Source organism: Bacteroides sp. AM41-16, from assembly GCF_003603495.1.
GTDB lineage: Bacteria > Bacteroidota > Bacteroidia > Bacteroidales > Bacteroidaceae > Bacteroides > Bacteroides uniformis.
Window position 1 is genome coordinate 89,964 of record NZ_QTNE01000018.1, and the last position, 25,037, is coordinate 115,000.

The following is a 25,037-nucleotide window of genomic DNA, read 5'->3' on the forward strand; positions in this document are numbered from 1 at the left end:
AGTGTGAAAATGCTTTGTTTAGATGCTTTTTGTAATACGAATGTAATGTGGACTAACTGAATTTATATTTGTAGTAATGGATAAAAGGATTTTTATTAGTCAAAATGTTATTGCCAAATAGTTTCGGGTAATTCTATGATTACTCTGCTTTCAGAGCAGACTCCCACAAAGCCTAATCCGCCTATGACGTTGCAAGGCAGACTGATAGGTTCCATTAAAGCATCGTCGTAATCCCCATCATCCAGGCAGTTTAAGGCTTTTAGATAGCGGTATTCGGCTTCAGTGATGCTAAGCAACCGTACGGTGATGGTTTGTTTGCGGGATATATGGTCGTAGTAGTGTCCCTCTATCGGATAATAATCTTGGTAGAGAGGGGTGTATACTTTCAATGTGGCATAAGAGTTACGGAAAGTGTTATCATTGAATATGTTGTATTTGTTATTTATGGTGGGAAACAATTCATTTTCTTCATCATCATAGTTGCCAGGGTGGCCGTCAGTCAGTATAACATCTTCCCGGTTGATGATTTCGTTCTGTCGGGGAGCAAGGATGGTAGTGTCTCTGGGTATGGAGGCCCAATGCCAAGAGCCGTCCTCGTCTTCCACTTTGATGAGGCTGCCGTTTTCATCTTCCAGGTATTCTTTCCATTTGCAATAGTAACTACGGTCATTCCAAATGTCCAGCCGGTAGTAGTTCTTCTCGTTGGGGCGGTCTTGCAATGTAATTTTGTATTGGCGGTAAAGGGTTTGTCCGCTGTACTCGCGCAGGTAGGCCAAGCAAGTGTCCACGTGCAGGCTCTCTATCGGTTGTGGCACGGTGACCTCGGCACTGGCATGGTATTTCCCGTTTTCGGCAGTGGCTTCCAGACGTATGTTGTCGCCGGGATGCAGTGTGCTGGTCAGACGATATTTCTTGAAACGTATACTTTTCAGTAATGATTCATAAATGTCCTTATCAAGTTCTCCTTCCAGATGCCCATAAATTTCTTCCGGGGAAACCGCTTTCGGAGTTTCTGCTATTTTGCCATTGATGTAGAGGAAAAGAGTTGCTTCGTTCAAATGTTCAATACTATAGCCCTCGCCTAAATGGAGATAGACATCATTCTCAGCTTGTCCGGTTTCGAGCAAGGCGTTCATGATGATTTGCGGATCTTGTTGTCCGGGATTGTAAGGAATCTCGTTTTCGCAGGCTGTTAGGAAGCCTACAATAGTTATGTATATAATAAGGTGTAATTTCATTTTTGTTTTCATATGCCGGATTTGTTTTTAAAATCTATAAGTATAGGTAACAGAAGGAATACAAGGCAGTATTGTTATTTTCTTGATGACAGTTTGAGCTTTCTTCTGCCCGGTATTTCCATGATAAATACTTTCGTAGAAATCATCGTAGTATACGTTGTATCCATTTTTGTATTTGCTGTAAACGATGTTCGGATTCATGGCATTGTATGCATTGTAGATACTGATATTCCAGGTACGCATACCATGTTTGGTCTTCTTGTTGAAGTTGACGCCGAGATTCAAACGATGGCTGGCGGGAAGGCGGTAATTGTTACGCCGGGAGATGTAACCGGTTTCCTCAATAGAGCCATCGGGCCGGATGATGATTGTTGCCTTTTCGGGGATAGTGATACATCCACCGGTATTGAATATCCAGGAAGCTCCTGCATCAATGCGGTCACTGAACTTATGGCTGAGATTGAGGCTGATGCTGTGGCGGCGGTCATATTTGTAGGGGAACCATCGGCCTTGGTTGATGGTACCGTTCTTAAAACGGTGATCGGTCTTGGATAGGGTATATGCCAGCCAGCCGGTAGTCTTGCCCAATGTTTTCTGTACCATCAGTTCCAGACCGAAGGAGCGGCCTTCGCCCATTTCCACTTTTTCTTCCCAGTTGGTAGAGGTGCCGAAGAAGGATACACCGTCTTGATATTCAAGTATGTGTTTCATCTGTTTATAATATCCCTCGACGGAGAACTCCCAACCCGGCAGTCCGGAATAGTAGCCTCCTATGGAGAACTGGTTGGCATACATCGGACTGATGTCTTTGGTAATGGGTACCCAGAGGTCGGTAGGCATAGACAGCGGAGTAGAGGACAGCAGATGCACATACTGTGCCATGCACGTATAGGATGCTTTGGCAGAATATCCTTGTCCGAGGTCATAGCGGGCGGAAAGGCGGGGCTGCAGCGAATAGTAGCTTTTCCCTTGTGTGTGGAACAGCGATGTGCGTACACCTGCATTCAGACTGAGCCTGGCGTTTACATTGAAATTGTCTTCGGCGTAAAGGGAGATTTCTTGTCCGCGTATGGCATGGCTGTTGCTGGTATTGTAAACCGTATCTTCCTGGAGGGCGCCATTATCTATATCTTGTATTTTCGAGGTAGCTATTCCCGGACGGAACGTATGGTGGATGTACTCTGCACCGAACTTGATGTGGTGCTGCGGCATGGGGGTGTAGTCAAAGTCCATACGCGCACTCCAGTCACGGATACCGGAGTTGAACTTGGAGGAGTAATAGTATCTGTCTTGTACTTTATTGGCGACAGTATAGGTATCTTCCATGTTTCCGTCCAGCCCCATCTCATATTTGTTGTATGAGACGGTGGTGTTGCAAAACAGCTTGCTGTTGAATACATAGTTCCAGCGGCCGTAGGCGATGGTGTTTCCCCAATTCAGATGGCTGTTGTCCTTGGAATAATTCTTAATGCTGTTGTCGTAATTGTCACCGTGGTAGTAACTGTCATAATGATAGTGGTCTTTCCCCTTGTAGAAACTGAGGAAGATGCGGCTACGGTCGCTGAACTTATGGTTGACCTTTGCATTGACGTCGTAAAAATAGTAGTTGTATTTGTCGGAATAGGTGTCGTCTTTGTCTACAATGAGATTTTTGAAGAATAGGGTGGGGATGGCTCGTGCGCTGAAACTGAAGGAGGTCCGTTCTTTCCAGATAGGGCCTTCGATATGCAGTTTGTCCGTCAGCAGGCCTATGCTGAATGCGCCGTGGTATTTATGCATGTCCCCGTCGTTGGTCCGTACATCTACTATAGACGAAAGACGCCCGCCGTAGCGGGCAGGAAAAGAACTTTTGAAGAGTGTGGTGTTCTTTACCGCTTCGGGCGTAAAGATGGAGAATACTCCCAGCAGGTGGTCTGCGTTGTAAACAGGAATTCCGTCCAGCATAACCAGGTTTTGGTCGGGACCTCCCCCTCGCACATACATGCCTGCAAAACCTTCCATACCGGCTTGCACACCCGGCATCAGCTGAATGGTCTTCAGCAGGTCGGCTTCTCCCAATATGGACGGGGTATGCCTGATTTGTGTCATCGGTATCTCATGCGCTCCCATGGCTGTGCTTTCTATGCCGGCCTCCCGCTTGTCCGAGAGCACCACGACCTCTGCCAGCTGGTTATTGCTGTCCAGCCTGACGTTGAGTAAGGTGTCTTTCGTCAGTTCGAACCGGCTATGCCGGCTTTCGTAGCCCAGGTAGGAGAAAACCAGTTCCGTTTCCCCTTCCGGCAGGGTGAGGGAATAGAAACCGAAAGGATTGGTGGCAGTACCTGTGGAACGACGACTCTCAAGGATATTGGCACCAATCAGCGTCTCGGAAGACGCTCCGTCGGTCACGTATCCGCTGATGGTGAACTTACGGCTAACGGGTTTCTGCGGCACGGGCCGCTTATGGAGTAGAATGTGCTTTCCGGATATTTCGAACGTGATGGGTTCGTTTTCAAAGGCACGTTGCAATATCTCACTGATGTTCTTTTGTTTCATCTCCAGTGTGATGCGGTGCGTGAGCTTTACTTCTTCCCCATAGATGAAGGAGAATCCGGTTACATTTTCCAGTTGCTTCACGAAACTCTCTAAAGTTGCGTTACGGATATTCAGGTTTATACGTGTTTCCTTGTTTTGTGCCTGTGCATGGAGTGAGGCGCTTAAAAGAACCACACACATCAGAAGTACGGTTCTGATGCGGTGGTGCGAACAGATAGTAGAGCTGGTCATTGTCAGTTAAGTTTAGTAGTAAGGATAATAGTGTTGTTTTCTTTTTTATAGGTAAAGTTGCCGGCGTCCTTCAGTAGGTCGAGGATTTCTGTAAGACTCTCCCCTTCGCGGAAGGTAGCTGTCATATGATAGTTCTTCAGGCTGTCTCCTTCGATACGTATATCGGTACGGAACGTTTCGGAAAGTTGACGGACGATTTCCTGCAAGGGTTGCTGATCGAATGTCAGTACGCTATGAATTACTTGGGTTTCCTCGGTAGTATGTATGGCTTCTGTGGGAATGGCTTCCCGTGGTGGTGCTACGTATAAGAACTGATAGGCTGCCCAGCTCGTTACACAGAGCAGGACTACGGCTGCGGCACTGGCTGTACGCATCCAGAACCGCTTCATGCTGCGGCGCTTTAGCAAACGGCTTTCCAGCAGCCTCCAGCTGTTCTCTGCCGTAAAGCGTCCTCGTGGGGAACGGGTAGAAGCAACCAGTTTGTTCAGTACCTTGTCGAAATTCTCGTTATTCACTTTCATTTTTGGCAATTTATTAAGAGCCTATGACTCCTTTTCTGCATGTAAAGACAGCTCCTTTTCAGGAATTCCCTATGCCTATATCCTGAAATAATGTTAATCTAAAGCTCTTTGTCCGTGAAAGTCCGTCCTGCCTACGTATGACTTCCTTGTTTCTCTGTTTCAATCAATAGGGAAGGTGTGCTCGAGATGTGCATCTCATGTTGTGCGAGATGTGTATCTCATGCAGCTCGAGATGTACATCTCATACATGCATACGCGGCTTCTTGCAAGGAAGATGAAGCAGAGTTCACTCCGTCAGCAATGCTTCCTTGAGTCTTGTGAGTGCTTTTTGCAGTTGCGCGTCTACTGTCTTTGTGCTGATGTTCAGCTCCTCCGCCACTTGTGCATAGCTTTGTTTCTCTTCGCGCAGGCGGATGAATACTTTACGGCAACGCTCCGGCAGGCGGTCGAGCGCCTTGACATATCGGGCAAACAGTTCTTCGCTGATAAGAGTGTCTTCGGGGGAATCGGCCTGGCCGGAAACTTCGGGAAGCTGTTCGGACGAGAGTGTAGGGTGCCGGTTCTCTTTTTCCAGGTAATTGAGGGAGGCATTTTTGGTAAGGATAAAGCAGTAATCCTCTATGTTGTTCACTTCCGGCAACAGGGCGCGTTGTTCCCAAAGCTTCATGAAGACGTCGAGCACAATTTCTTGCGCCCATTCTTCGTGCTTCACGAAATAGCAGGCAATACGGAACAAGCGGTCGTAGCACAGATTGTAGAAACTGTGGAAAGCCCGTTCCGAGTCTTCTTCCTTCATTTGGCGCAAGTAGCGTCTGACTTCTTGTTCGGTCATGCAGTCTCCCGGTTTTGCTGTTAATCAATGAACATCAGGTCGCTTATTATGCCGTCCGAAACAAAGATACCTTCCCGGGTCAGGCGCAGGCGGTCTGCCTGCATCTCCAGTTTGTGGCTTTGGAGGTAGGGGGCTGCCATTTTCGTGCAATATTGGCACAACTCTGTGCCGAAGGCTTCTTCCGTATATGTCAGGGAGATTCCCCACATGGTACGCAGGGAAGTCATGATGTATTCATTGTAACGGGTCACTTTATCCAGAATTTCTGTTTCGGAGGAACGGTGCCCCTCTTCAATGGACTTTATGTATCCTTCCAGAGAAGCTGTGTTCCATTCCCTTGTCTCCGCATTGAAGGAGTGGGCGGAAGGGCCGCAGCCCAAATACGGAATGCCTTTCCAGTAAGCAGTGTTGTGGCGTGAGTACATGCCGGGCTTGCAGAAGTTGGATATTTCGTAATGCTCATACCCCGCGGCTCCCAGGGTGTCCATGAGCACCGAGAAGAAGCGCAGGCTACTCTCTTCGTCCACTTCGCTGATACGATGGCTCTGCAGCATTTCGTAGATGCGGGTGCCTTTTTCGTAAGTCAGATGATAAGCGGAGATATGCTCCACATCAAGGCCGACGGCTTGTTGCAGGTCGCGTTCCCACCGTTGGTCTGTTTCATCCGGTAGTCCATAGATGAGGTCGATGCTGATATTCCGGAAGCCGGCTTGGCGGAGGCGGTGTATGGCTGCGATGGCTTGCGCGGCATTGTGCCGGCGGTTCAACAGTTTCAGGGTGGGGGCGTCGAATGTCTGTATCCCCATGCTTATGCGGTTGAAGGGGAGGGTGCGCAGCATGGACACATATTCTTCCGTCAGGTCGTCGGGATTGGCCTCGAGGGTAATTTCTTCGGCATGTTCTGTTCCATACACCTCTTTGATAGTCCGGAATATCTGCTCGAAATCTTCGTGAGCGAGCTGTGAGGGAGTTCCTCCACCAAAGTAGATGGTCTCTATCGGTTCTTCCTTCAGATAACCCTTGCGGGTTTTCAGTTCAGTGCACAAGGCACGGATGTACTGCTGCTTCAATTCGCTGCGAGTGGTGGAATAGAAATCGCAATAGATACAGCGCGTCTTGCAAAAAGGTATATGAATATAGATGCCTGCCATGGTATGCTTATGGATATTTGTTGCAAAAATAGTCTTTTGGCAGGAGAATATATCGGTTTTCGGGACATTTAATGTAATATGGAAGTAGTCAGTGTCTTGGTGTGTATTCTCAGTTTTGTCTGTAATCCGGAAAAATAGAACATTTTTTGAGTCGTATGGAAATTCATTATTCCGAATAAACTCCTTTTCTTTGTTATCAGAAAAAGGAATAGGTGTCTATTAAAATAATGAGTAATATGTTTGAAGGACTTGACTTTTGGTTTGAACAGATTATAGCTTATTGCATTGCCCTCGTACTGGTGCAGTTCATGAAGAAACAAATATAGCGGCAAATACTTTATTCACTCCCGTCGTAGCACGGTTTAATCTTAGGCTTTTTCTTGTGATTTCTGAGTTTTGGGGGTACTAATGACCGATATTTACCCCTTTTTGAAACAATAGTGCCCCCGAAATTACCGGGAATGGGGTAATTTTGCAGTATTGAAAAACAAACTTAAATAATATCATGAGAAAAAGTAACTACTTATGGCTGCTGCTGGTGGCAGTTTTATTGCTGCCCGCTCAGGAAATGGCTGCCAAGAAGAAAAAAGAGAAGGAAGTGACAGACCGCGAACTTTGGGCCGGGGTGTTGTATCAAATGGCTGCTCCGGTACTGAGCAATATGAGTGAAGGGAAGCTCCAGGAAAATATGCAGGTGGAGCTTAGCCCCACTTGGGATGGACGCGACAAACGGGTGACCTATATGGAATGTTTCGGACGTCTGATGGCGGGGTTGGCACCCTGGCTCTCTTTGCCGGACGATGACACTGCCGAAGGCAAGCAGCGCAGGCAGCTCCGCGAGTGGGCATTGAAAAGTTATGCGCAGGCGGTAGACCCGGAAAGTCAGGATTACCTACTTTGGCGGAAAGAGGGACAGCCGCTGGTCGATGCCGCTTATGTTGCTGAAAGCTTCCTGCGAGGATACGATGCTTTGTGGGTGCCTCTGGATAGTTTGACTAAACGGCGTTACATTGAAGAGTTCACCCAGTTGCGCCGTGTGGACCCTCCTTATACCAACTGGCTGCTGTTCTCGTCTACGGTAGAATGTTTCCTGCGCAAGGCTGGTGCCAAGAGTGATGCTTACCGTATTGTCTCCGCTCTGCGCAAGGTGGAAGAGTGGTATGTAGGTGACGGCTTCTATAGCGACGGACCGGGATTTGCCTTTGACTATTACAACAGCTTCGTACTCCATCCCATGTATGTGGAGTGTCTGGAAGTCTTTACGAACAGTGGAAAAAATAAGATATGGAATGCGCCGGATTGCAATTTCCAGCGTGCCCAGAAGCGCATGCAGCGTTTCGGCATGATTCTGGAACGTTTCATCTCTCCCGAGGGGGCCTTCCCCGTATTCGGGCGTTCCATTACCTACCGCACCGGTACCCTCCAACCATTGGCTTTGTTGGCATGGCGTGGATGGTTGCCCAAGGAATTGTCGAACGGACAGGTACGTGCTGCCATGACAGCTGTCATCAACCGTATGTTCGGTGACAACCGGAACTTCAACGAGAAAGGTTTTCTGACATTGGGATTCAATGGTTCCCAGCCTCATATCTCCGACTGGTATACTAACAACGGCAGCCTTTACATGGCTTCCCTGGCATTCTTGCCCCTGGGCTTGCCCGCCGACCATCCGTTCTGGACAGATGCTCCGCAGGCATGGACCTCGAAAAAGGCGTGGGGTGGTGAAGAATTCCCCAAAGACCATGCCTATTATGAGTAAGACTGATTCATTTTTTATAGTATTTATATTAATTGTTTGGGGGATTGGTGGATTTCCGGTGGCACTCTGTGCACAGGGTGCTGCCGGTGTCCTTCCCGAAACGCATCTGGTGGAAGTGGGGAAAGGATACAGCCAGACTTCCGTCAACACTGCCGTATTCCGTAATAATTCGCTGGTGACGCAAGGTGACGAGCAATACATCAGTTACTATGATGCGGAAGGGTTCCTGACTCTTGGAAAACGGAACCTCCATGCCGGACAGTGGACACTGCACCGCACACAGTATAAAGGGAATGTGAAGGATGCCCATAACGTCATCAGCATGATGCTGGATGGTGACGGGTATATTCATGTAGCCTTCGACCATCACGGACAGCCCTTGAACTACTGTCGCAGCATTGCACCCCATTCACTGGAATTGGGTGAGAAGGAGCCCATGACGGGCGTGGATGAAGGCAATGTAACCTATCCGGAGTTTTATCTGCTGTCCGGAGGCGACCTGCTGTTTGCATACCGTTCCGGTTCTTCCGGCCGGGGCAACCTGGTGATGAACCGCTATTCCTTGAAGGAGAAGAAATGGAGCCGTGTGCAGGATGTACTGATTGATGGCGAGAACAAGCGCAATGCTTACTGGCAGCTATATGTAGATGAGCTTGGAACCATCCATCTGTCGTGGGTCTGGCGCGAGACTTGGCATGTGGAAACCAACCATGACCTATGCTACGCCCGTTCCTTTGACAATGGCGTAACATGGTATAAGGCAAATGGCAAGAAATATGATTTGTCCATCCGTCTGGGTAATGCAGAGTATGCCTGCCGCATTCCTCAGAATTCGGAACTGATAAACCAGACCAGCATGAGTGCCGATGCAGGCGGCAATCCGTACATTGCTTCCTATTGGCGCGACCCGGACAGCGACGTCCCGCAATACCGGATTGTCTGGCATGACGGGCAGATGTGGCACAGCCGCCAGGTCTCCGGGCGTACCACTCCGTTTTCCCTGAAAGGTGGAGGCACGAAGATGATTCCGATGGCCCGTCCGCGCATCGTAGTAGATGGCGGGGAGATATTTTATGTATTTAGGGATGAAGAACGGGGGAGCAAAGTCTCTTTGGCGCACGCTACGGATGTGGCAAACAGTAAGTGGAGCATCAGCGATTTGACCGACTTCACTGTCGGTGCCTGGGAACCGTCTCATGACACGGAATTGTGGAAGAGCAGGAAGCGGCTGCATCTGTTTGTGCAGCATGCCAAGCAAGGAGACGGAGAGCGGGTTGTGGAGTTTGCACCGCAACCGGTATATGTATTGGAAGTGATAAGATAAAAGAACAGTATTAGTATATGAAAACGACATGCTTATTTTTATTGGGTTTGGCTTTTTGCTGGGGACTGTTCTCATGCACCGCTCAGCAGCCGAAACCGGAAGAAGTGATTGAGATTATCAATCGGGTGAACAACTATTGGCAGGAGACCCATCCGCAACATGGGCGCTCTTTCTGGGACAATGCCGCCTATCATACGGGAAACATGGAGGTGTTCTTCCTGACCGGTAATCCGGAATGCTATGCCTATTCCGAGGCGTGGGCAGAACATAATGAATGGAAAGGCGCGAAGAGTGACAACAAGGAAGAGTGGAAGTACAGCTATGGGGAGAGTGATGATTATGTGCTTTTCGGTGATTATCAGATTTGTTTCCAGACTTATGCGGATTTGTATACCGTGAAGCCGGATTCCGGGAAGATAGCCCGTGCGCGCGAAGTGATGGAATACCAGATGAGTACGGACAAGAACGATTATTGGTGGTGGGCGGACGGACTTTACATGGTAATGCCCGTTATGACAAAGATGTACAAGCTGACCGGCAATCCGTTATATCTGGAGAAACTGCATGAATACTGGACCTATGCCAACAGTATCATGTACGATTCGGAGGAAGGCCTATACTATCGCGACGGCAAATATATTTATCCAAAACACAAAAGTGTGAATGGTAAGAAAGACTTCTGGGCACGTGGCGACGGTTGGGTGCTGGCTGCTTTGGCAAAGGTACTGAAAGACCTGCCCGAAACAGACCAATACCGCCAGGAGTACATAGACCGCTTCCAGACGATGGCCAAATCCGTGGCTGCCTGCCAGCAGCCGGAAGGCTACTGGACACGCAGTATGCTCGACCCTGAGCATGCTCCCGGTCCTGAAACCAGCGGTACGGCTTTCTTTACCTATGGTCTATTATGGGGGATGAACAACGGCTTGCTGGACAAGGCTGCTTATCAACCCGTAGTGATGAAGGCGTGGAATTATCTGACTACTGTAGCCTTGCAGCCCGATGGCCGCATAGGGTATGTACAGCCGATTGGCGAGAAAGCCATTCCCGGACAAGTGGTTGATGCCAACTCTACTGCCAACTTTGGGGTAGGGGCATTTCTGCTGGCAGCTTGTGAGATGGTGCGTTTTTTGAATGCCGACTGATTGGAGAGATTAAATAAGTGTATATGTTACACAACATATACACTTTCTTTGTATTATAATGTATATAGTGTTAATTTTACACCCGTTAAAAGGTTTAATATAAAAAGATTATGATTGTACGGATGAAAAACACTTTCCGGATGCTTTTGGCAGCAATGTTATTGTCGTTGTTTGCACTTCCGGGATATTCCTGGCAAAAATCCTTTCCCGAAAAAGATTATGTAGCTTATTTGTTCACTTATTTCACTGGGAATAGTGGCGATGAAGAGGCTGTGCGCTATGCTGTAAGCATGGACGGTTATACCTACTGGGCATTGAATGATAATGAACCGGTAATCGACTCGAAAGTCATCAGCTCCACCGGGGGAGTCCGCGACCCGCATATCCTTCGTTGCGAGGATGGCAAGACTTTCTATATGGTAGTGACAGATATGGTTTCAGCCAATGGATGGAGTTCCAACCGTGCCATGGTTTTGCTGAAATCTACCGACTTGGTCAACTGGTCCCACTCCGTTATCAATATACAGAAACGTTATTCAGGTCAGGAGGATTTGAAGCGTGTATGGGCTCCGCAGACTATCTACGACCCGGAGGCGGGAAAGTACATGGTGTATTGGTCCATGCTGCATGGCGATGGAGCCGATGTCGTATATTATGCTTATGCCAATGCGGAGTTTACGGATTTGGAGGGAGAGCCCAAGCCATTGTTTCTGCCGGAGAACGGGAAATCGTGCATCGATGGAGACATTGTCTATAAGGATGGTGTTTTCCACCTTTTCTATAAGACGGAAGGGCATGGAAACGGCATAAAGGTGGCCACCACCCGTTCCCTGACCTCCGGGGCATGGACGGAAGAGCCCGATTACAAGCAACAGACTAAGGAAGCCGTAGAGGGTGCGGGCACTTTCAAACTGATAGGGCAGGATAAGTATATCCTGATGTACGACGTCTATATGAAAGGAAGCTATCAGTTTACGGAAACCACTGACTTGAAGAATTTTAAGGTGATAGACAGCGAGGTGAAGATGAACTTCCATCCCCGTCATGGGACCATTATCCCCATTACCCGCCATGAGCTGTTGCGCATTACCGATGAATGGGGCAAGCCGACAGAACTGGGCGCATTGCCCAACAATCCCGTATTGCCGGGTTTCCATGCCGACCCGGAAATCCTTTATTCCCATCAGACCCAAAAGTATTACATCTATTCTACTACGGACGGACAGCCGGGTTGGGGAGGCTGGTATTTCACCGTATTCTCCTCCACGGATTTGAAGACCTGGCAGGATGAAGGCGTCATGCTGGACTTGAAGTCGGAGCAAGTGCCCTGGGCAGATGGCAATGCTTGGGCGCCTTGCATTGAAGAGAAAAAAGTGGACGGTAAGTATAAATACTTCTTCTATTACAGTGGAAACCCCAAGAATGGCGGCGGCAAGCAGATTGGAGTGGCTACGAGCGATTCTCCGGCCGGCCCTTTCACCGATTTGGGACGCCCTGTCGTTACTGCTTCACCCGTCGGTGGCGGGCAACAGATTGATGTGGATGTGTTTACAGACCCTGTTTCGGGCAAATCCTATCTTTACTGGGGCAACGGCTACATGGCAGGTGCCGAGCTGAACGACGATATGGTGTCCATCAAGGAAAATACCGTTACGGTGATGACACCGGCGGGAGGCACCTTGCAGGACTATGCTTTCCGCGAAGCAGCCTATGTCTTTTATCGCAACGGGCTCTACTATTTCATGTGGTCGGTAGACGATACCGGTTCGCCCAATTACCATGTGGCATACGGTACATCCAAGTCGCCGCTCGGTCCTATCGAAGTTGCCAAGCAACCCGTTGTGCTGATTCAGAATCCGGAAAAGGAAATTTACGGTCCGGCACACAACGCTGTATTGCAGATTCCCGGTACAGATGAGTGGAGAATCGTTTACCACCGTATTAATAAATGGTACTTGAAAGATGGCCCCGGCGTTCATCGTGAAGTCTGCATAGACCGGATGGAGTTCAATGAAGACGGAACCATCAGGCCGGTGATGCCTACCTTTTGATTTAATGATATAACATAATAATTTAATACCATGAAGAATAGATTGAAATTACTGGTTTGGTTGTTTGCCCTCTCAGGTCCGCTGGCAGCACAGAGTGTATCTGTCAATGGTCCGGATGGAAAATTGCAGCTTACGGTATCCTGCCCGTCAGCCAACGGCGAAGTGTCTTACGCCGTCACCTACAATGGAAAGCAAATGCTGGAATCTTCTCCCTTGGGGATGGAGACAAATGTGGGTGATTTCTATAGAGGATTGCAGTTGAAGGAACATAAAGTCACAGCTTTCGATACGGTTTATGAACAATCCCGAATCAAAGCTTCGCACATCCATTACCGGGCAAACGAATTGCTTTGTTCATTCGTCAACGGTGAGGGGAAGAATGTGCAGATAACTTTCCGCGTCAGCAACAATGACGTGGCTTTCCGTTACACCCTGCCGAGGGAGCAGGGAAAAGGAAGCGTCACGGTGAACAGCGAACGGACCGGCTTCCGCTTCCCGTCGCAGACCACCACTTTCCTTTGTCCGCAGAGCGACGCCATGATAGGGTGGAAGCGTACCAAACCCAGTTACGAAGAAGAATATAAGGCAGATGCCCCGATGAACGAACGTTCGGGTTATGGACATGGATATACATTTCCCTGCTTGTTCAAGGTGGGGGATGACGGCTGGGTACTGCTCAGTGAAACCGGAGTGGACAGCCGTTATTGTGGCTCGCGTTTGAGTGATTGGGATAACGGCGTGTATCGCATTGCTTTCCCCATGCCGGAAGAGAACAACGGCAACGGAACGGTGTCACCTGCCTTTTCCCTGCCGGGCTCCACGCCGTGGCGTACTGTGACGGTGGGGGAAACCTTGAAGCCGATTGTGGAAACCACCGTCCCCTGGGATGTAGTGGAACCACGCTATACCACCACCCATGATTACAAGCCGGGCCGTGGCACATGGAGCTGGATTCTCTGGCAGGACGGCAGCATCAACTACGACGACCAGGTGCGCTATGTTGACTTGGCAGCCGCCATGGGATACGAATATGTATTGATTGACAACTGGTGGGACAACAACATCGGTCGCGACCGCATGGAACAGTTTATCAAGTATGCCCGTAGCAAGGGTGTGGAGGTATTCTTGTGGTATAGCTCCAGTGGTTACTGGAACGATATAGAGCAGAGTCCCGTCAACCGGATGGATAACTCCATTGCCCGCAAGCAAGAGATGCGCTGGTTGCAAAGTCTGGGTGTGAAGGGTATCAAAGTAGACTTCTTCGGCGGTGACAAGCAGGAGACCCTGCGTTTGTACGAGGAGATTCTGAGCGATGCCGACGACCACGGTCTGATGGTTATCTTCCACGGCTGTACCTTGCCTCGCGGCTGGGAACGGATGTATCCCAATTACGTAGGCAGCGAGGCGGTGCTGGCTTCCGAGAATCTGGTATTTAGCCAGCATTTCTGTGATAACGAGGCCTTCAATGCCACGCTGCACCCTTTCATCCGCAATGCTGTGGGATGCATGGAGTTTGGCGGTGTGTTCCTGAACAAGCGTTTGAACCGCAGCAACGATGGCGGAACTATTCGCCGCACCACGGACATCTTTCAGCTGGCAACGGCAGTGCTGTTCCAAAATCCTATCCAGAACTTCGCCTTGGCACCTAATAACTTGACGGATGCTCCGCAAATCTGCCTCGACTTTATGAAACAAGTGCCCACTACTTGGGACGAGACCCGTTTCATTGACGGCTATCCGGGGAGATATATTGTTCTTGCCCGTCGTCATGGCAACACGTGGTACATAGCCGCTGTCAATGCAACGGCGGAACCATTGAAACTGAAGCTTGACCTTCCTGTGCTGGCAGGACAAGAGGTGTCTCTGTATAGTGATGACAAGAAGATGCAGCCTCAATTAAAGCTGCAGAAGATAAAGACTGACGGCTCTCTGCAACTCACGGTTCAGCCGCAGGGAGGGGCGGTAATCGTGGAATAAAGAAGGCATGGAGCAACCCTTGTTTTGTAATGATATATCATAACGGATTACTCCTTTTGCAAATCTTTGATTATCAGAGGTCTATAATTGTCCTGATTCAGTCGTATACTGAATGGCATTCACTATACGACTGAACCCTATTCACTATACGACTGAATGGCATTCAGAATACGGCTGATTGTGACTATCGAACTAAATGTAAATGATTAATACCGACTTAATACCATGAATGGATTCTTGAAATTATTGTCCTTGTGTCTGTTCTTGACACTGACCGTTCCTTTGCAGGCTATAACGAATGGAGTGGCGAATGAACCCGATTCAGTCTATCTCTTTTCCTACTCCCATGCCGACGGCAGTGGCGGTCTGAAACTAGCCTGGAGTCCCAATGGCAACCGATGGTTCAGCGTGGCAGAGGGCAGCTCCTTTGTCAACTCGGACTTCGGCCCCTGGGGGCAAATGAAGCGGATGCTGAAACCGCACTTGATGCAGACCCGTGCCGACGACCGTTGGCACTGTATCTGGGAACTGACGGAAAGCGGAAACTCCCTTGCATACGTCGAGTCTCCCGACTTGCTGCAATGGAAAGCGCAGAAATACTTTGACCGTTCTCGCCTTGCCGAATACCGGCCGGCGGAGGTCTATCCTAACGTGCGGAAGGAGGTTCTGCTGAACGGTACCGTACAGCAGGGTTGGATGCAGCGTGTACCGTATGCCACGGTGCAGCGTGTCATCTCCTTTGCAGAGCATAAGAAGTACCGCCAGGCACTCCATGCCGAACGTACCGAGCAAGACCCCGTACGTTTTGCCGGACTGAAACCGGTGGAGGCGACTATCGAAGTGGAGACGGAATGTGCAAAACCCATCAGCAAGCATCTGATAGGTATTTTCTTCGAAGACATCAACTATGCTGCGGATGGAGGACTGTATGCCGAGCTGGTACAGAACCGCGACTTCGAGTATTCGTCTAAGGACGGTTCACACCAAGGTTGGGACGGCACATATGCCTGGGCGGTGAAAGAGGGGAATACTTCGGCTGCCGTTACCATTGCCGCTGCCGACCCCATTCATCCCAATAACCCTCATTATGCCGTATTGGAGGCGCGTCCCGGAGTGACATTGCAGAACGACGGTTTCGACGGCATCAGCTTGAAGAAAGGGGAGAAGTACGATTTCTCTCTCTTCGCCCGCGTGGCACCGGGCAGCAAGGGAGGCAAGGTGGTTGTTTGCCTGCTCGACCAGACGGGCCGTGAGATTGCCCGCTCTTCCGTCAATGTGTCCTCCAAAGAGTGGAAGAAACAGCAGACGGTGCTGACGGCAAACGCCGATGTGCGTGCCGCCGTGCTCTCGCTTCAGCCGCAGACGGTGGGGACACTGCATCTCGATATGATTTCCCTTTTTCCGCAAAATACATTCAAGGGCCATAAGAACGGCTTGCGTGCCGACCTGGCACAGACGCTTGCCGACTTGCATCCGCGCTTCGTCCGCTTCCCCGGTGGCTGCGTGGCTCATGGCGACGGCATTGATAATATCTATGACTGGAAAGGCTCTATCGGACCGCTCGAAGCGCGTAAGCCGTTGCGCAATCTGTGGGGGTATCATCAGACACGCGGACTGGGCTACTTCGAGTACTTCCGCTTCTGCGAAGATATAGGTGCCGAACCTCTGCCGGTATTGGCAGCGGGCGTGCCGTGCCAGAATTCGGGCACACACTCGCACTATGCCGACAACTGTCCGCAGGGGGCCAACAAGGAACTGATGCGCTACGGCCAGCAGGGTGGCATCCCGATGGAAGAGATGCCTGCCTATATCCAGGATGTGCTCGACCTGATAGAGTATGCCAACGGCGATGCACGCCGCACCGTGTGGGGCAGGAAGCGTGCTGAGGCAGGCCATCCCAAGCCTTTCAATCTGAAGTATATCGGCATCGGCAACGAGGATATGATTACCGAAGTGTTTGAGGAGCGCTTTGCCATGATATACAAGGCTGTCAGGGAGAAGCATCCCGAAATTACGGTTGTCGGCACTGTAGGTCCCTTCTACGAAGGCGCGGACTATGCGGAGGGCTGGCGCCTTGCCACGGAACTGGGCGTGCCCATGGTGGACGAACACTATTACGTGGATCCGGGCTGGATGATTCACAACCAGGACTACTACGACCGTTATGACCGCACCAAGTCCAAGGTCTATCTGGGCGAATATGCCGCCCACCTGCCCGGACGTCCCAACAACATAGAGACAGCGTTGGCAGAAGCTCTCTATCTGACTTCGGTGGAACGTAATGCCGATGTGGTGGAGATGACCTCGTACGCCCCGTTGCTGGCGAAGGAAGGCCATACGCAGTGGAATCCCGACTTGATTTATTTCAATAACACGGAAGTGAAGCCTACCGTGGGCTACTACACACAGCAGATGTACGGACAGAATGCGGGTACGCAGTACATCACCTCGCACATCACACTGAGTAATGGGCAAGAGGCTGTCCGCAAGCGCGTCGGCATTTCGGTGGTAAAGGATGAGGCCACGGGTGACCATATCGTAAAGCTGGTGAACCTGCTTCCGGTAGAGGTTTCCTCTACAGTGAAGCTGAAGGGCATCGACTTGCAGAATCCCTCGGCAGTGAAGACGCTCCTGACGGGTGACCCGAAAGACAAGCAGGCACGTTCCGTGACTTCCACCTTCGACATCGGCGGTACGGAGTTTCCTTATACCTTGCCTGCCTATTCGTTTACGGTGATACGTATCCATGAGAATAAGGGGAAATAAGGATAAATCCGTGTAATTCCGTGCGTGGGAACTTAAAAATTTAAAAGATATGAAACGATTATTGACTTTGGCACTTGTTGCAGCCATGACCGGCAGTGTGTCGGCACAAAAGCAACAGACTTTGCATTCCGGTTATCCCATCGACCCGGTTCCTTTCACTTCAGTGAAGGTGACGGACAGTTTCTGGGGACAACGCTTGAAGGCAAGCCGCGAGGTAACCATCCCGTTGGCTTTCAGTAAGTGTGAGGAAACGGGACGTTATGAAAACTTTGTGAAAGCTACTCATCCCAGTGATGAGTATAAGGTGGGAGGCTTCTCCTTTGACGATACGGATGTCTATAAGACGATTGAAGGTGCAAGTTACTCCTTGCAGACTTACCCGGACAAGAAACTGGAAGAATATATCGACAGCGTATTGGTCATAGTGGCCGCCGCCCAAGAACCGGACGGGTATCTTTACACCGCACGTGCCATGAATCCCAAGCATCCGCACGATTGGTCGGGGCCGGAACGCTGGTCGGAGGTGGAGAATTTGAGCCACGAGTTCTATAATCTGGGTCACATGGTGGAAGGGGCTGTGGCTTATTATCAAGCTACAGGCAAGCGGAACTTCCTGGATATAGCTATCCGTTATGCCGACTGCGTATGCAAGAATATCGGTGAAGGCCCCGGACAGAAGCGTGTGATTCCCGGACATCAGATTGCCGAAATGGCATTGGTACGCCTCTATACCGTGACAGGAGATAAGAAATATCTCGACCAGGCCAAGTTCTTCCTCGACGCGCGCGGCACTACGGCACGCAAGGACATCTATTTGCAGTCGCACAAGCCTGTACTGGAGCAGGAAGAGGCAGTGGGACATGCCGTACGTGCCGGTTACATGTATTCCGGTATGGCTGATGTGGCTGCCATTACGGGTGACAGCTCCTACATCAAGGCTATCGACAAGATATGGGAGAATATCGTCGGCAAGAAGATATATATTACCGGCGGTATCGGTGCGCGTCATGCGGGCGAAGCTTTCGGTGATAACTATGAATTGCCGAATCTGACTGCCTACAATGAGACCTGTGCCGCCATCGGCAATGTTTACATGAATTACCGCCTCTTTCTGCTGCATGGCGATTCCAAGTATTTCGACGTGCTGGAACGTACGCTTTACAACGGATTAATCTCCGGCGTTTCATTGGACGGAGGCAAGTTCTTCTATCCCAATCCGTTGTCTTGCGATGGTAAGTATCACTTTAATGCCGACCATACGATTACACGTCAGCCGTGGTTTGGTTGTGCCTGCTGTCCCAGCAACATCAGCCGGTTCATTCCTTCTTTGCCGGGATATGTGTATGCCGTGAAAGACAATCAGGTGTACGTCAACCTTTTCTTGTCCAACCGTGCCGAGCTGAAGTTGAATGAAAAGAAAGTGGTGCTGGAGCAGGAAACCGGATACCCCTGGAACGGAGACATTCGTGTGAAGGTGGCTCAGGGCAACCTGCCGTTTACGATGAATATCCGTATTCCGGGTTGGGTGCGCGGCAGTGTACTTCCGAGTGACCTTTATTCGTATGCCGACGACCTGAAGTTGGGCTATCGTGTATTGGTGAATGGCGAGGAGGTGACCGGTGAACTTCGTAAAGGCTATCTCCGGATAGACCGGAAGTGGAAGAAAGGGGATGTGGTAGAGGTGCATTTCGACATGCAACCCCGTGTGGTGAAAGCCAATGAAAAAGTGGTTGCCGACCGTGGACGGGTGGCCGTTGAGCGTGGTCCTATCGTTTATTGTGCCGAGTGGGCCGATAATGATTTTAATATACAGAATATCATCCTGAACCGTCATCCGAAATTCCAGGTGACGGAGAAGCCCGAACTGCTGTATGGCATCAACGAAATTACCACAGAAGTGCAGGCTCTTGGTTTTGATGCTGCCGGAAAGTTGGCAACCAGAGATGTGACGCTGACCCTGATACCTTATTATGCATGGGCACACCGGGGTGAGGGCAAGATGGATGTATGGTTGCCGGTAAATAGGATTGATGTAGAATAGGTAAGTATGTCGTCATAATTTAGCTTATGCTATCGTTATAAACAGATTAAAACCATGAAAAGACTTTTATTTCTATTGACATTGTTCGTTGTTCTTGGCATGCAGGCGCAACAGCATGTGATGACTGTTGATGTATCAAAACCGACGGCTCGGATAAATCCTGCCATGTATGGAATCTTCTTCGAAGACATTAATTTCGGTGCGGACGGTGGTTTGTATGCCGAACTGGTAAAGAACCGCTCTTTTGAGTTCCCGCAGCCGCTGGTGGGGTGGATACCTTTCGGCGAGGTGACGGTACAGGACGAGCGGCCCTGCTTCGACCGCAATCCGCATTATGTGCGCATTACCAATGACGGCTGTCTTTTGCGTGCCGGACTGGATAATGAAGGTTATCGTGGCATCGGCCTGAAAAAAGGAGAAGATTACCGTTTCTCCGCCTATGTCCGTACGCCGGATACCAAACCAATGAAGCTTTCCGTCGAACTGGTGAATTCCAACGGAGAGAATCTCCTGAAGAAGGAACTGGAAGTGAAAGGCAGTGAATGGCAGAAGCTGACGGCTGTGCTGAAAGCTCCTTTTACCGATGTTCGCTCGCGTCTGCGTGTTGTGTTGCAGACGGAGGGTACGGTAGATATGGACCACATCTCTCTCTTCCCGGTGAACACTTGGAAGAAGCGTGAGAATGGATTGCGTGCCGACTTGGTACAAGCCCTCTATGACCTCAATCCCGGAGTATTCCGTTTTCCCGGCGGTTGTATCATCGAAGGCAACAGCCTTGCCACCCGTTATCAATGGAAGAATTCCGTGGGTCCGGTAGAGAACCGTCCTTTGAACGAAAATCGCTGGAACTATACATTCAAGCATAAAGCTTTCCCGGATTATTTCCAGAGTTACGGACTTGGCTTTTACGAATATTTCCTGCTGAGTGAAGACCTCGGTGCAGAGCCTCTGCCGGTACTGAGCTGCGGGCTGTCCTGCCAATACGAAAGCAACGAAGTGGTTCCCCTTGGAGAACTCGGCCCGTACGTGCAGGATGCCCTCGACCTCATCGAGTTTGCCAACGGTGCTGCAACCTCCAAGTGGGGAAAGGTGCGTGCCGATATGGGACATCCCGAACCGTTCGGTCTGAAAATGATTGCCATCGGCAATGAACAGTGGGGGGAAGTCTATCCCGAGCGTCTGGAAGTGTTCACGAAAGCCATCCGTGCGGAATATCCCGATATGCAGATTGTAGGTTCTTCCGGTCCGAGTGCAGATGGGGACAAGTTCGATTACCTCTGGCCCGAAATGAAACGCATCGGGGTGGATTTGGTGGACGAGCATTATTATATGGCTCCCGACTGGTTCTTTGCCAATGCTGCCCGCTATGATGACTATGACCGTAAAGGACCGAAAGTCTTTGCCGGTGAATATGCATCGCATGACCACCCCACCGGGAAAGCCAATAATTTCTTGGCGGCACTGTCCGAAGCAGCTTTTATGACGGGACTGGAACGTAATGCTGATGTGGTGCGCCTGGCTACCTATGCTCCGTTGTTTGCCCATGTGGATGCCTGGCAGTGGAATCCCGATTTGATTTGGTTCGACAATCTCCGTATGATGCGGACTCCCAACTATTACGTACAGCAGATGTACGGTATGAATGCCGGAACAGATGTGCTGAACCTGCAAATGGACGGAAAACCCGTGACGGGGCAGGACAGCCTTTATGCATCGGCAGTGCTGGATGCTCCTACGGGAGAAGTAATTCTGAAGCTTGTCAATGCGGGCAGCAGATCGGAGAAGGTACAGATAGAGTTCAGCGGATTGAAGAAGCGGCAGCTTGTCTCGGGTTCCTGCACCTATTTGCAAAGTGATGACTGGAAAGCCAAGAATACACTGGAGCAGGAGGCTATTGTTCCACGTATTCGTCCGGTGGAGGTGGCTTCCCGTTCTCTGAGCCTGGAGCTTCAGCCCCGTTCGTTCGGAGTCTATCGTTTGCGGATAAGTACTCAATCAAAATAAATTCCCATTTAGTCACCTAATTTAATTATGTGAACTAGTTATGAACACTTATTTAAAGAATTAAATTCAGCCTTTTTTGAACGATTATTCTTCCTTTTAATTATAGGATAGGCGTATCTTTGTGACGGCATACCGGTTCTGCTTGTATGCCGTTGCTAATTTTTATAAACTATTTACCATGAAGAAACATTTCATTACCGGACTGCTTGCGACTTTTGCCATTGCCGCAAGCGCACAGTCCTTCACTGAATGGCAAAACCCTGAAGTGAATGCCGTGAACCGTGCTCCGATGCACACCAACTATTTTGCCTATGAGTCGGCAGATGCTGCGGCTCGTGGAGCAAAAGAACATTCTTCCAATTACATGACTCTGAACGGTATCTGGAAATTCTTCTGGGTGAAGAATGCCGATGCCCGTCCCACGGATTTCTGGAAAGTGGGGTTCAACGACAAGGGATGGAGCGATATGGCCGTTCCCGGTATGTGGGAACTGAACGGTTTCGGCGACCCTATCTACGTGAATACCGGATATGCCTGGCGCAATCAGTTCAAGAACAATCCACCGCAGGTGCCAACGGAGAATAACAATGTAGGTTCCTACCGTCGTGAGATTGTAATACCTGCCGACTGGAAGAGTAAGGACATCATGGCTCATTTCGGTTCCGTGACTTCCAATATGTATTTGTGGGTAAACGGCAAGTACGTAGGTTATAGTGAGGACAGCAAACTGGAGGCTGAATTCAACCTGACACCCTACTTGAAGCCGGGACAAAAGAATCTGATAGCCTTTCAGGTATTCCGCTGGTGTGACGGGACGTATCTGGAAGACCAGGACTTCTTCCGTTATAGCGGTGTAGGGCGCGATTGCTACTTGTATGCCCGTGACAAAAAGCGCATTCAGGACATCCGTGTCACTCCCGATTTGGATACTGCTTATAAGAACGGTTCCCTGAAAGTACAGCTTGATGTGAAGGGTGGCGGCAATATCAGTCTTGAACTGCTGGACGCTGCCGGAAAACAGGTGGCTACAGCTGTCGCCAAAGGTAACGCTACTGCCTTGATAAATGTGGAGAATCCTCATAAGTGGACGGCAGAAACGCCCTACTTGTATACCCTGCGTGCCACTTTGCAAGGCAGCAGTGAAGTGATTCCCGTAAAGGTGGGCTTCCGAAAGATAGAGCTGAAAGGAAGTCAGATACTTGTCAACGGCCAGCCCGTTCTCTTCAAGGGAGCCAACCGCCACGAGATGGATCCGGACGGTGGTTACGTCATTTCTCGCGAACGCATGATTCAGGATATTCAGGTGATGAAGCAGTTCAACCTGAATGCCGTGCGCACCTGCCACTATCCCGACAATAATCTCTGGTACGACCTCTGCGACCAATATGGTATTTACGTAGTGGCCGAAGCCAATATCGAATCCCACGGAATGGGTTATGGGGAAGAGACACTTGCCAAACGTGAGGACTATAGGAAAGCACATATGGAGCGTAACCAGCGCAATGTGCAGCGTAGCTTCAATCATCCCAGCATCATTTTCTGGTCTTTGGGCAACGAAGCCGGCTATGGCGCTAATTTCGAAGCTGCCTACGATTGGATAAAGGCTGAAGACCCGAGCCGTGCCGTACAATATGAACAAGCCGGTAAAACAGGCAAGACAGACATCTATTGCCCGATGTATTATGGCTATGACGGATGTAAGAAATACAGTGAGGATGATTCTATGACAAAGCCCCTGATTCAGTGCGAATATGCTCATGCGATGGGAAACTCGCAAGGAGGTTTTAAAGAATATTGGGATTTGGTGCGTAAATATTCCAAATTCCAAGGTGGCTTTATTTGGGATTTTGTTGATCAGTCTGTACGTTGGACAGGAAAAAACGGTAAGATGATTTATGCCTACGGCGGTGACTTTAACCGTTTTGATGCCAGCGACGGTAACTTCTGCGATAACGGTCTTATCAGCCCCGACCGTGTGCCCAATCCCCACATGTATGAGGTAGGCCGTATCTATCAGGACATCTGGACTACTCCGGCCGACTTGAAGAACGGCGAAATCAATGTGTTCAATGAATACTTCTTCCGTGATCTTTCTGCCTATTATATGGAGTGGGAGGTACTGAAAGGCGGTAAGGTGATACGGACCGGTCGTGTGGATAATCTGAATGTAGCTCCCCAACAGACAGCCAAAATCAAGTTGGACTTGGGCAAGACTTGCCAATGCACCGAGTGGTTGCTGAATGTTTCCTATAAGCTGAAGAACCGTGAAGGATTGCTTTCCGCCGGACATGTAGTGGCAAAAGACCAGTTGACGCTCAATCCTTACCAAGCTCCTTCCATGGAATTGAAGAACTGCGAACAGAGCAATATCGAGATGACGGCTCCCCAAGTACAGGATAACGATTGGAACTACCTCATCGTCTCCGGTGATGCTTTCCGTGTAGAAATCAACAAGCACAACGGTTATCTGACTAAGTACGAAGTGAATGGCCGGGATATGATTAAAGACGGCGAGGCTTTAAAACCAAACTTCTGGCGTGCGCCTGTTGACAACGACTACGGTGCCAATCTGCAACGCAAATATATCGCTTGGAAGAATCCGGAAATCAAACTGACCTCTTTCAAACAGCGCACGGAGAACAATCAGGTGATTGTAGAATCTGCTTACGACATGCCGGGTGTTTCAGCTAAGCTGAACCTTGTTTATGTCATCAACAATGCCGGTGCCGTCAAGGTGACCCAGAAGCTGACTGCCGACAAGAATGCCAAAGTATCGAACATGTTCCGTTTCGGTCTGCAGATGCCTATGCCGCGCAGCTTTGAAACCGTTGAATACTATGGACGCGGTCCGGTTGAAAACTATATTGACCGTAATCATTGCGCCGACTTAGGCATTTATCGCCAAAGTGTGGCTGAGCAGTTCTATCCCTACATCCGTCCGCAGGAAAATGGAACAAAGACCGATATTCGTTGGTGGAAGATGTTGGATCAGTCTGGTAATGGCATCAAGATTGTGGCAGCCGCTCCCTTCTCCGCATCTGCCTTGCACTATACCATCGAGTCTTTAGATGAAGGCTGGAGCAAAGAGCAAGGACACTCGCAAGAGGTGGATGAAGCTGATTTGACTAATCTCTGTATCGACAAGGTGCAAGCCGGTCTGGGTTGCGAAGACAGTTGGGGACGTATAGCCCGTCCGGAATACCTGGTGCCATACGCTGATTATGAGTTTACGTTCATCCTTTTTCCCGTATGCCATAGTATCGGAATAGAATAACATTTCTTCTCAGTGTATTACATACTGAGAAACAGATTTTATAACACTGAAGCGGTCGCCTTTCCGATGGGGGAGGGTGACCGCTTTGTGTTGATGTTTTGCTTGCTTCTGTATATTTCTTTGTTTTATTGTTTCTGATTTCGGCAAATGCAATCCGTCAGATGGTCGTTGATAAACCCCGAAGCTTG

At 49.7% G+C, this 25,037-nt stretch carries 14 protein-coding genes; 9 read left to right on the forward strand and 5 right to left on the reverse strand.

Features of this window, described 5'->3' with window-relative positions:
- Positions 1-107 precede the first annotated feature (107 nt).
- From DW896_RS15415 to hemW, 5 genes are all read right to left on the reverse strand, one after another.
- Positions 108-1,250: a DUF4249 domain-containing protein gene (locus tag DW896_RS15415; RefSeq protein ID WP_005830104.1), complete on the reverse strand. Its 1,143-nt coding sequence runs from the start codon at positions 1,248-1,250 to the stop codon at positions 108-110.
- Positions 1,251-1,265: 15 nt separating this feature from the next.
- On the reverse strand, positions 1,266-4,004 hold the full coding sequence (locus DW896_RS15420) for a TonB-dependent receptor domain-containing protein (RefSeq protein ID WP_234130847.1): 2,739 nt from the start codon (positions 4,002-4,004) through the stop codon (positions 1,266-1,268).
- 2 nt (positions 4,005-4,006) lie between these two features.
- Entirely contained in the window at positions 4,007-4,525 is a 519-nt protein-coding gene (locus tag DW896_RS15425; protein WP_005833280.1) for a DUF4974 domain-containing protein, read from the reverse strand.
- Between the two features lie 286 nt (positions 4,526-4,811).
- Entirely contained in the window at positions 4,812-5,357 is a 546-nt protein-coding gene (locus tag DW896_RS15430) for an RNA polymerase sigma-70 factor (protein ID WP_119993522.1), read from the reverse strand.
- Between the two features lie 20 nt (positions 5,358-5,377).
- Positions 5,378-6,508: a radical SAM family heme chaperone HemW gene (hemW, locus tag DW896_RS15435; protein WP_119993524.1), complete on the reverse strand. Its 1,131-nt coding sequence runs from the start codon at positions 6,506-6,508 to the stop codon at positions 5,378-5,380.
- 505 nt (positions 6,509-7,013) lie between these two features.
- Between hemW and DW896_RS15440 the strand changes: the two genes are divergently transcribed.
- The 9 genes from DW896_RS15440 to DW896_RS15480 all read left to right on the forward strand — a co-directional run bounded on the left by DW896_RS15440 (position 7,014) and on the right by DW896_RS15480 (position 24,849).
- Positions 7,014-8,267, forward strand: coding sequence for a DUF2264 domain-containing protein (locus DW896_RS15440; RefSeq protein ID WP_005830116.1), 1,254 nt, complete (start codon positions 7,014-7,016; stop codon positions 8,265-8,267).
- Positions 8,260-9,591 (forward strand): BNR repeat-containing protein, encoded by a 1,332-nt coding sequence (locus DW896_RS15445; protein WP_119993533.1) that lies wholly within the window; start codon positions 8,260-8,262, stop codon positions 9,589-9,591. The genes DW896_RS15440 and DW896_RS15445 overlap by 8 nt, the downstream gene beginning before the upstream one ends.
- A 17-nt stretch (positions 9,592-9,608) precedes the next feature.
- Positions 9,609-10,736 carry a glycoside hydrolase family 88 protein gene (locus DW896_RS15450; protein ID WP_009037912.1) on the forward strand — a complete coding sequence of 376 codons (1,128 nt, stop codon included), beginning with the start codon at positions 9,609-9,611 and terminating at the stop codon, positions 10,734-10,736.
- 110 nt (positions 10,737-10,846) lie between these two features.
- A complete protein-coding gene (locus DW896_RS15455; RefSeq protein ID WP_119993526.1) occupies positions 10,847-12,787 on the forward strand; it encodes a family 43 glycosylhydrolase in 1,941 nt (646 codons plus the stop codon).
- Positions 12,788-12,817: 30 nt separating this feature from the next.
- Complete coding sequence (locus DW896_RS15460) at positions 12,818-14,764, forward strand: glycoside hydrolase family 97 protein (RefSeq protein ID WP_009037914.1); 1,947 nt, start codon at positions 12,818-12,820, stop codon at positions 14,762-14,764.
- A 225-nt stretch (positions 14,765-14,989) separates the two neighbouring features.
- Positions 14,990-17,530 carry an alpha-L-arabinofuranosidase C-terminal domain-containing protein gene (locus tag DW896_RS15465; RefSeq protein WP_098032140.1) on the forward strand — a complete coding sequence of 847 codons (2,541 nt, stop codon included), beginning with the start codon at positions 14,990-14,992 and terminating at the stop codon, positions 17,528-17,530.
- 49 nt (positions 17,531-17,579) lie between these two features.
- Entirely contained in the window at positions 17,580-19,571 is a 1,992-nt protein-coding gene (locus tag DW896_RS15470; protein WP_119993528.1) for a glycoside hydrolase family 127 protein, read from the forward strand.
- 54 nt (positions 19,572-19,625) lie between these two features.
- A complete protein-coding gene (locus DW896_RS15475) occupies positions 19,626-21,575 on the forward strand; it encodes an alpha-L-arabinofuranosidase C-terminal domain-containing protein (protein ID WP_005830131.1) in 1,950 nt (649 codons plus the stop codon).
- A 178-nt stretch (positions 21,576-21,753) separates the two neighbouring features.
- Entirely contained in the window at positions 21,754-24,849 is a 3,096-nt protein-coding gene (locus tag DW896_RS15480; protein WP_061411260.1) for a glycoside hydrolase family 2 TIM barrel-domain containing protein, read from the forward strand.
- The last annotated feature ends 188 nt before the right edge of the window (positions 24,850-25,037 follow it).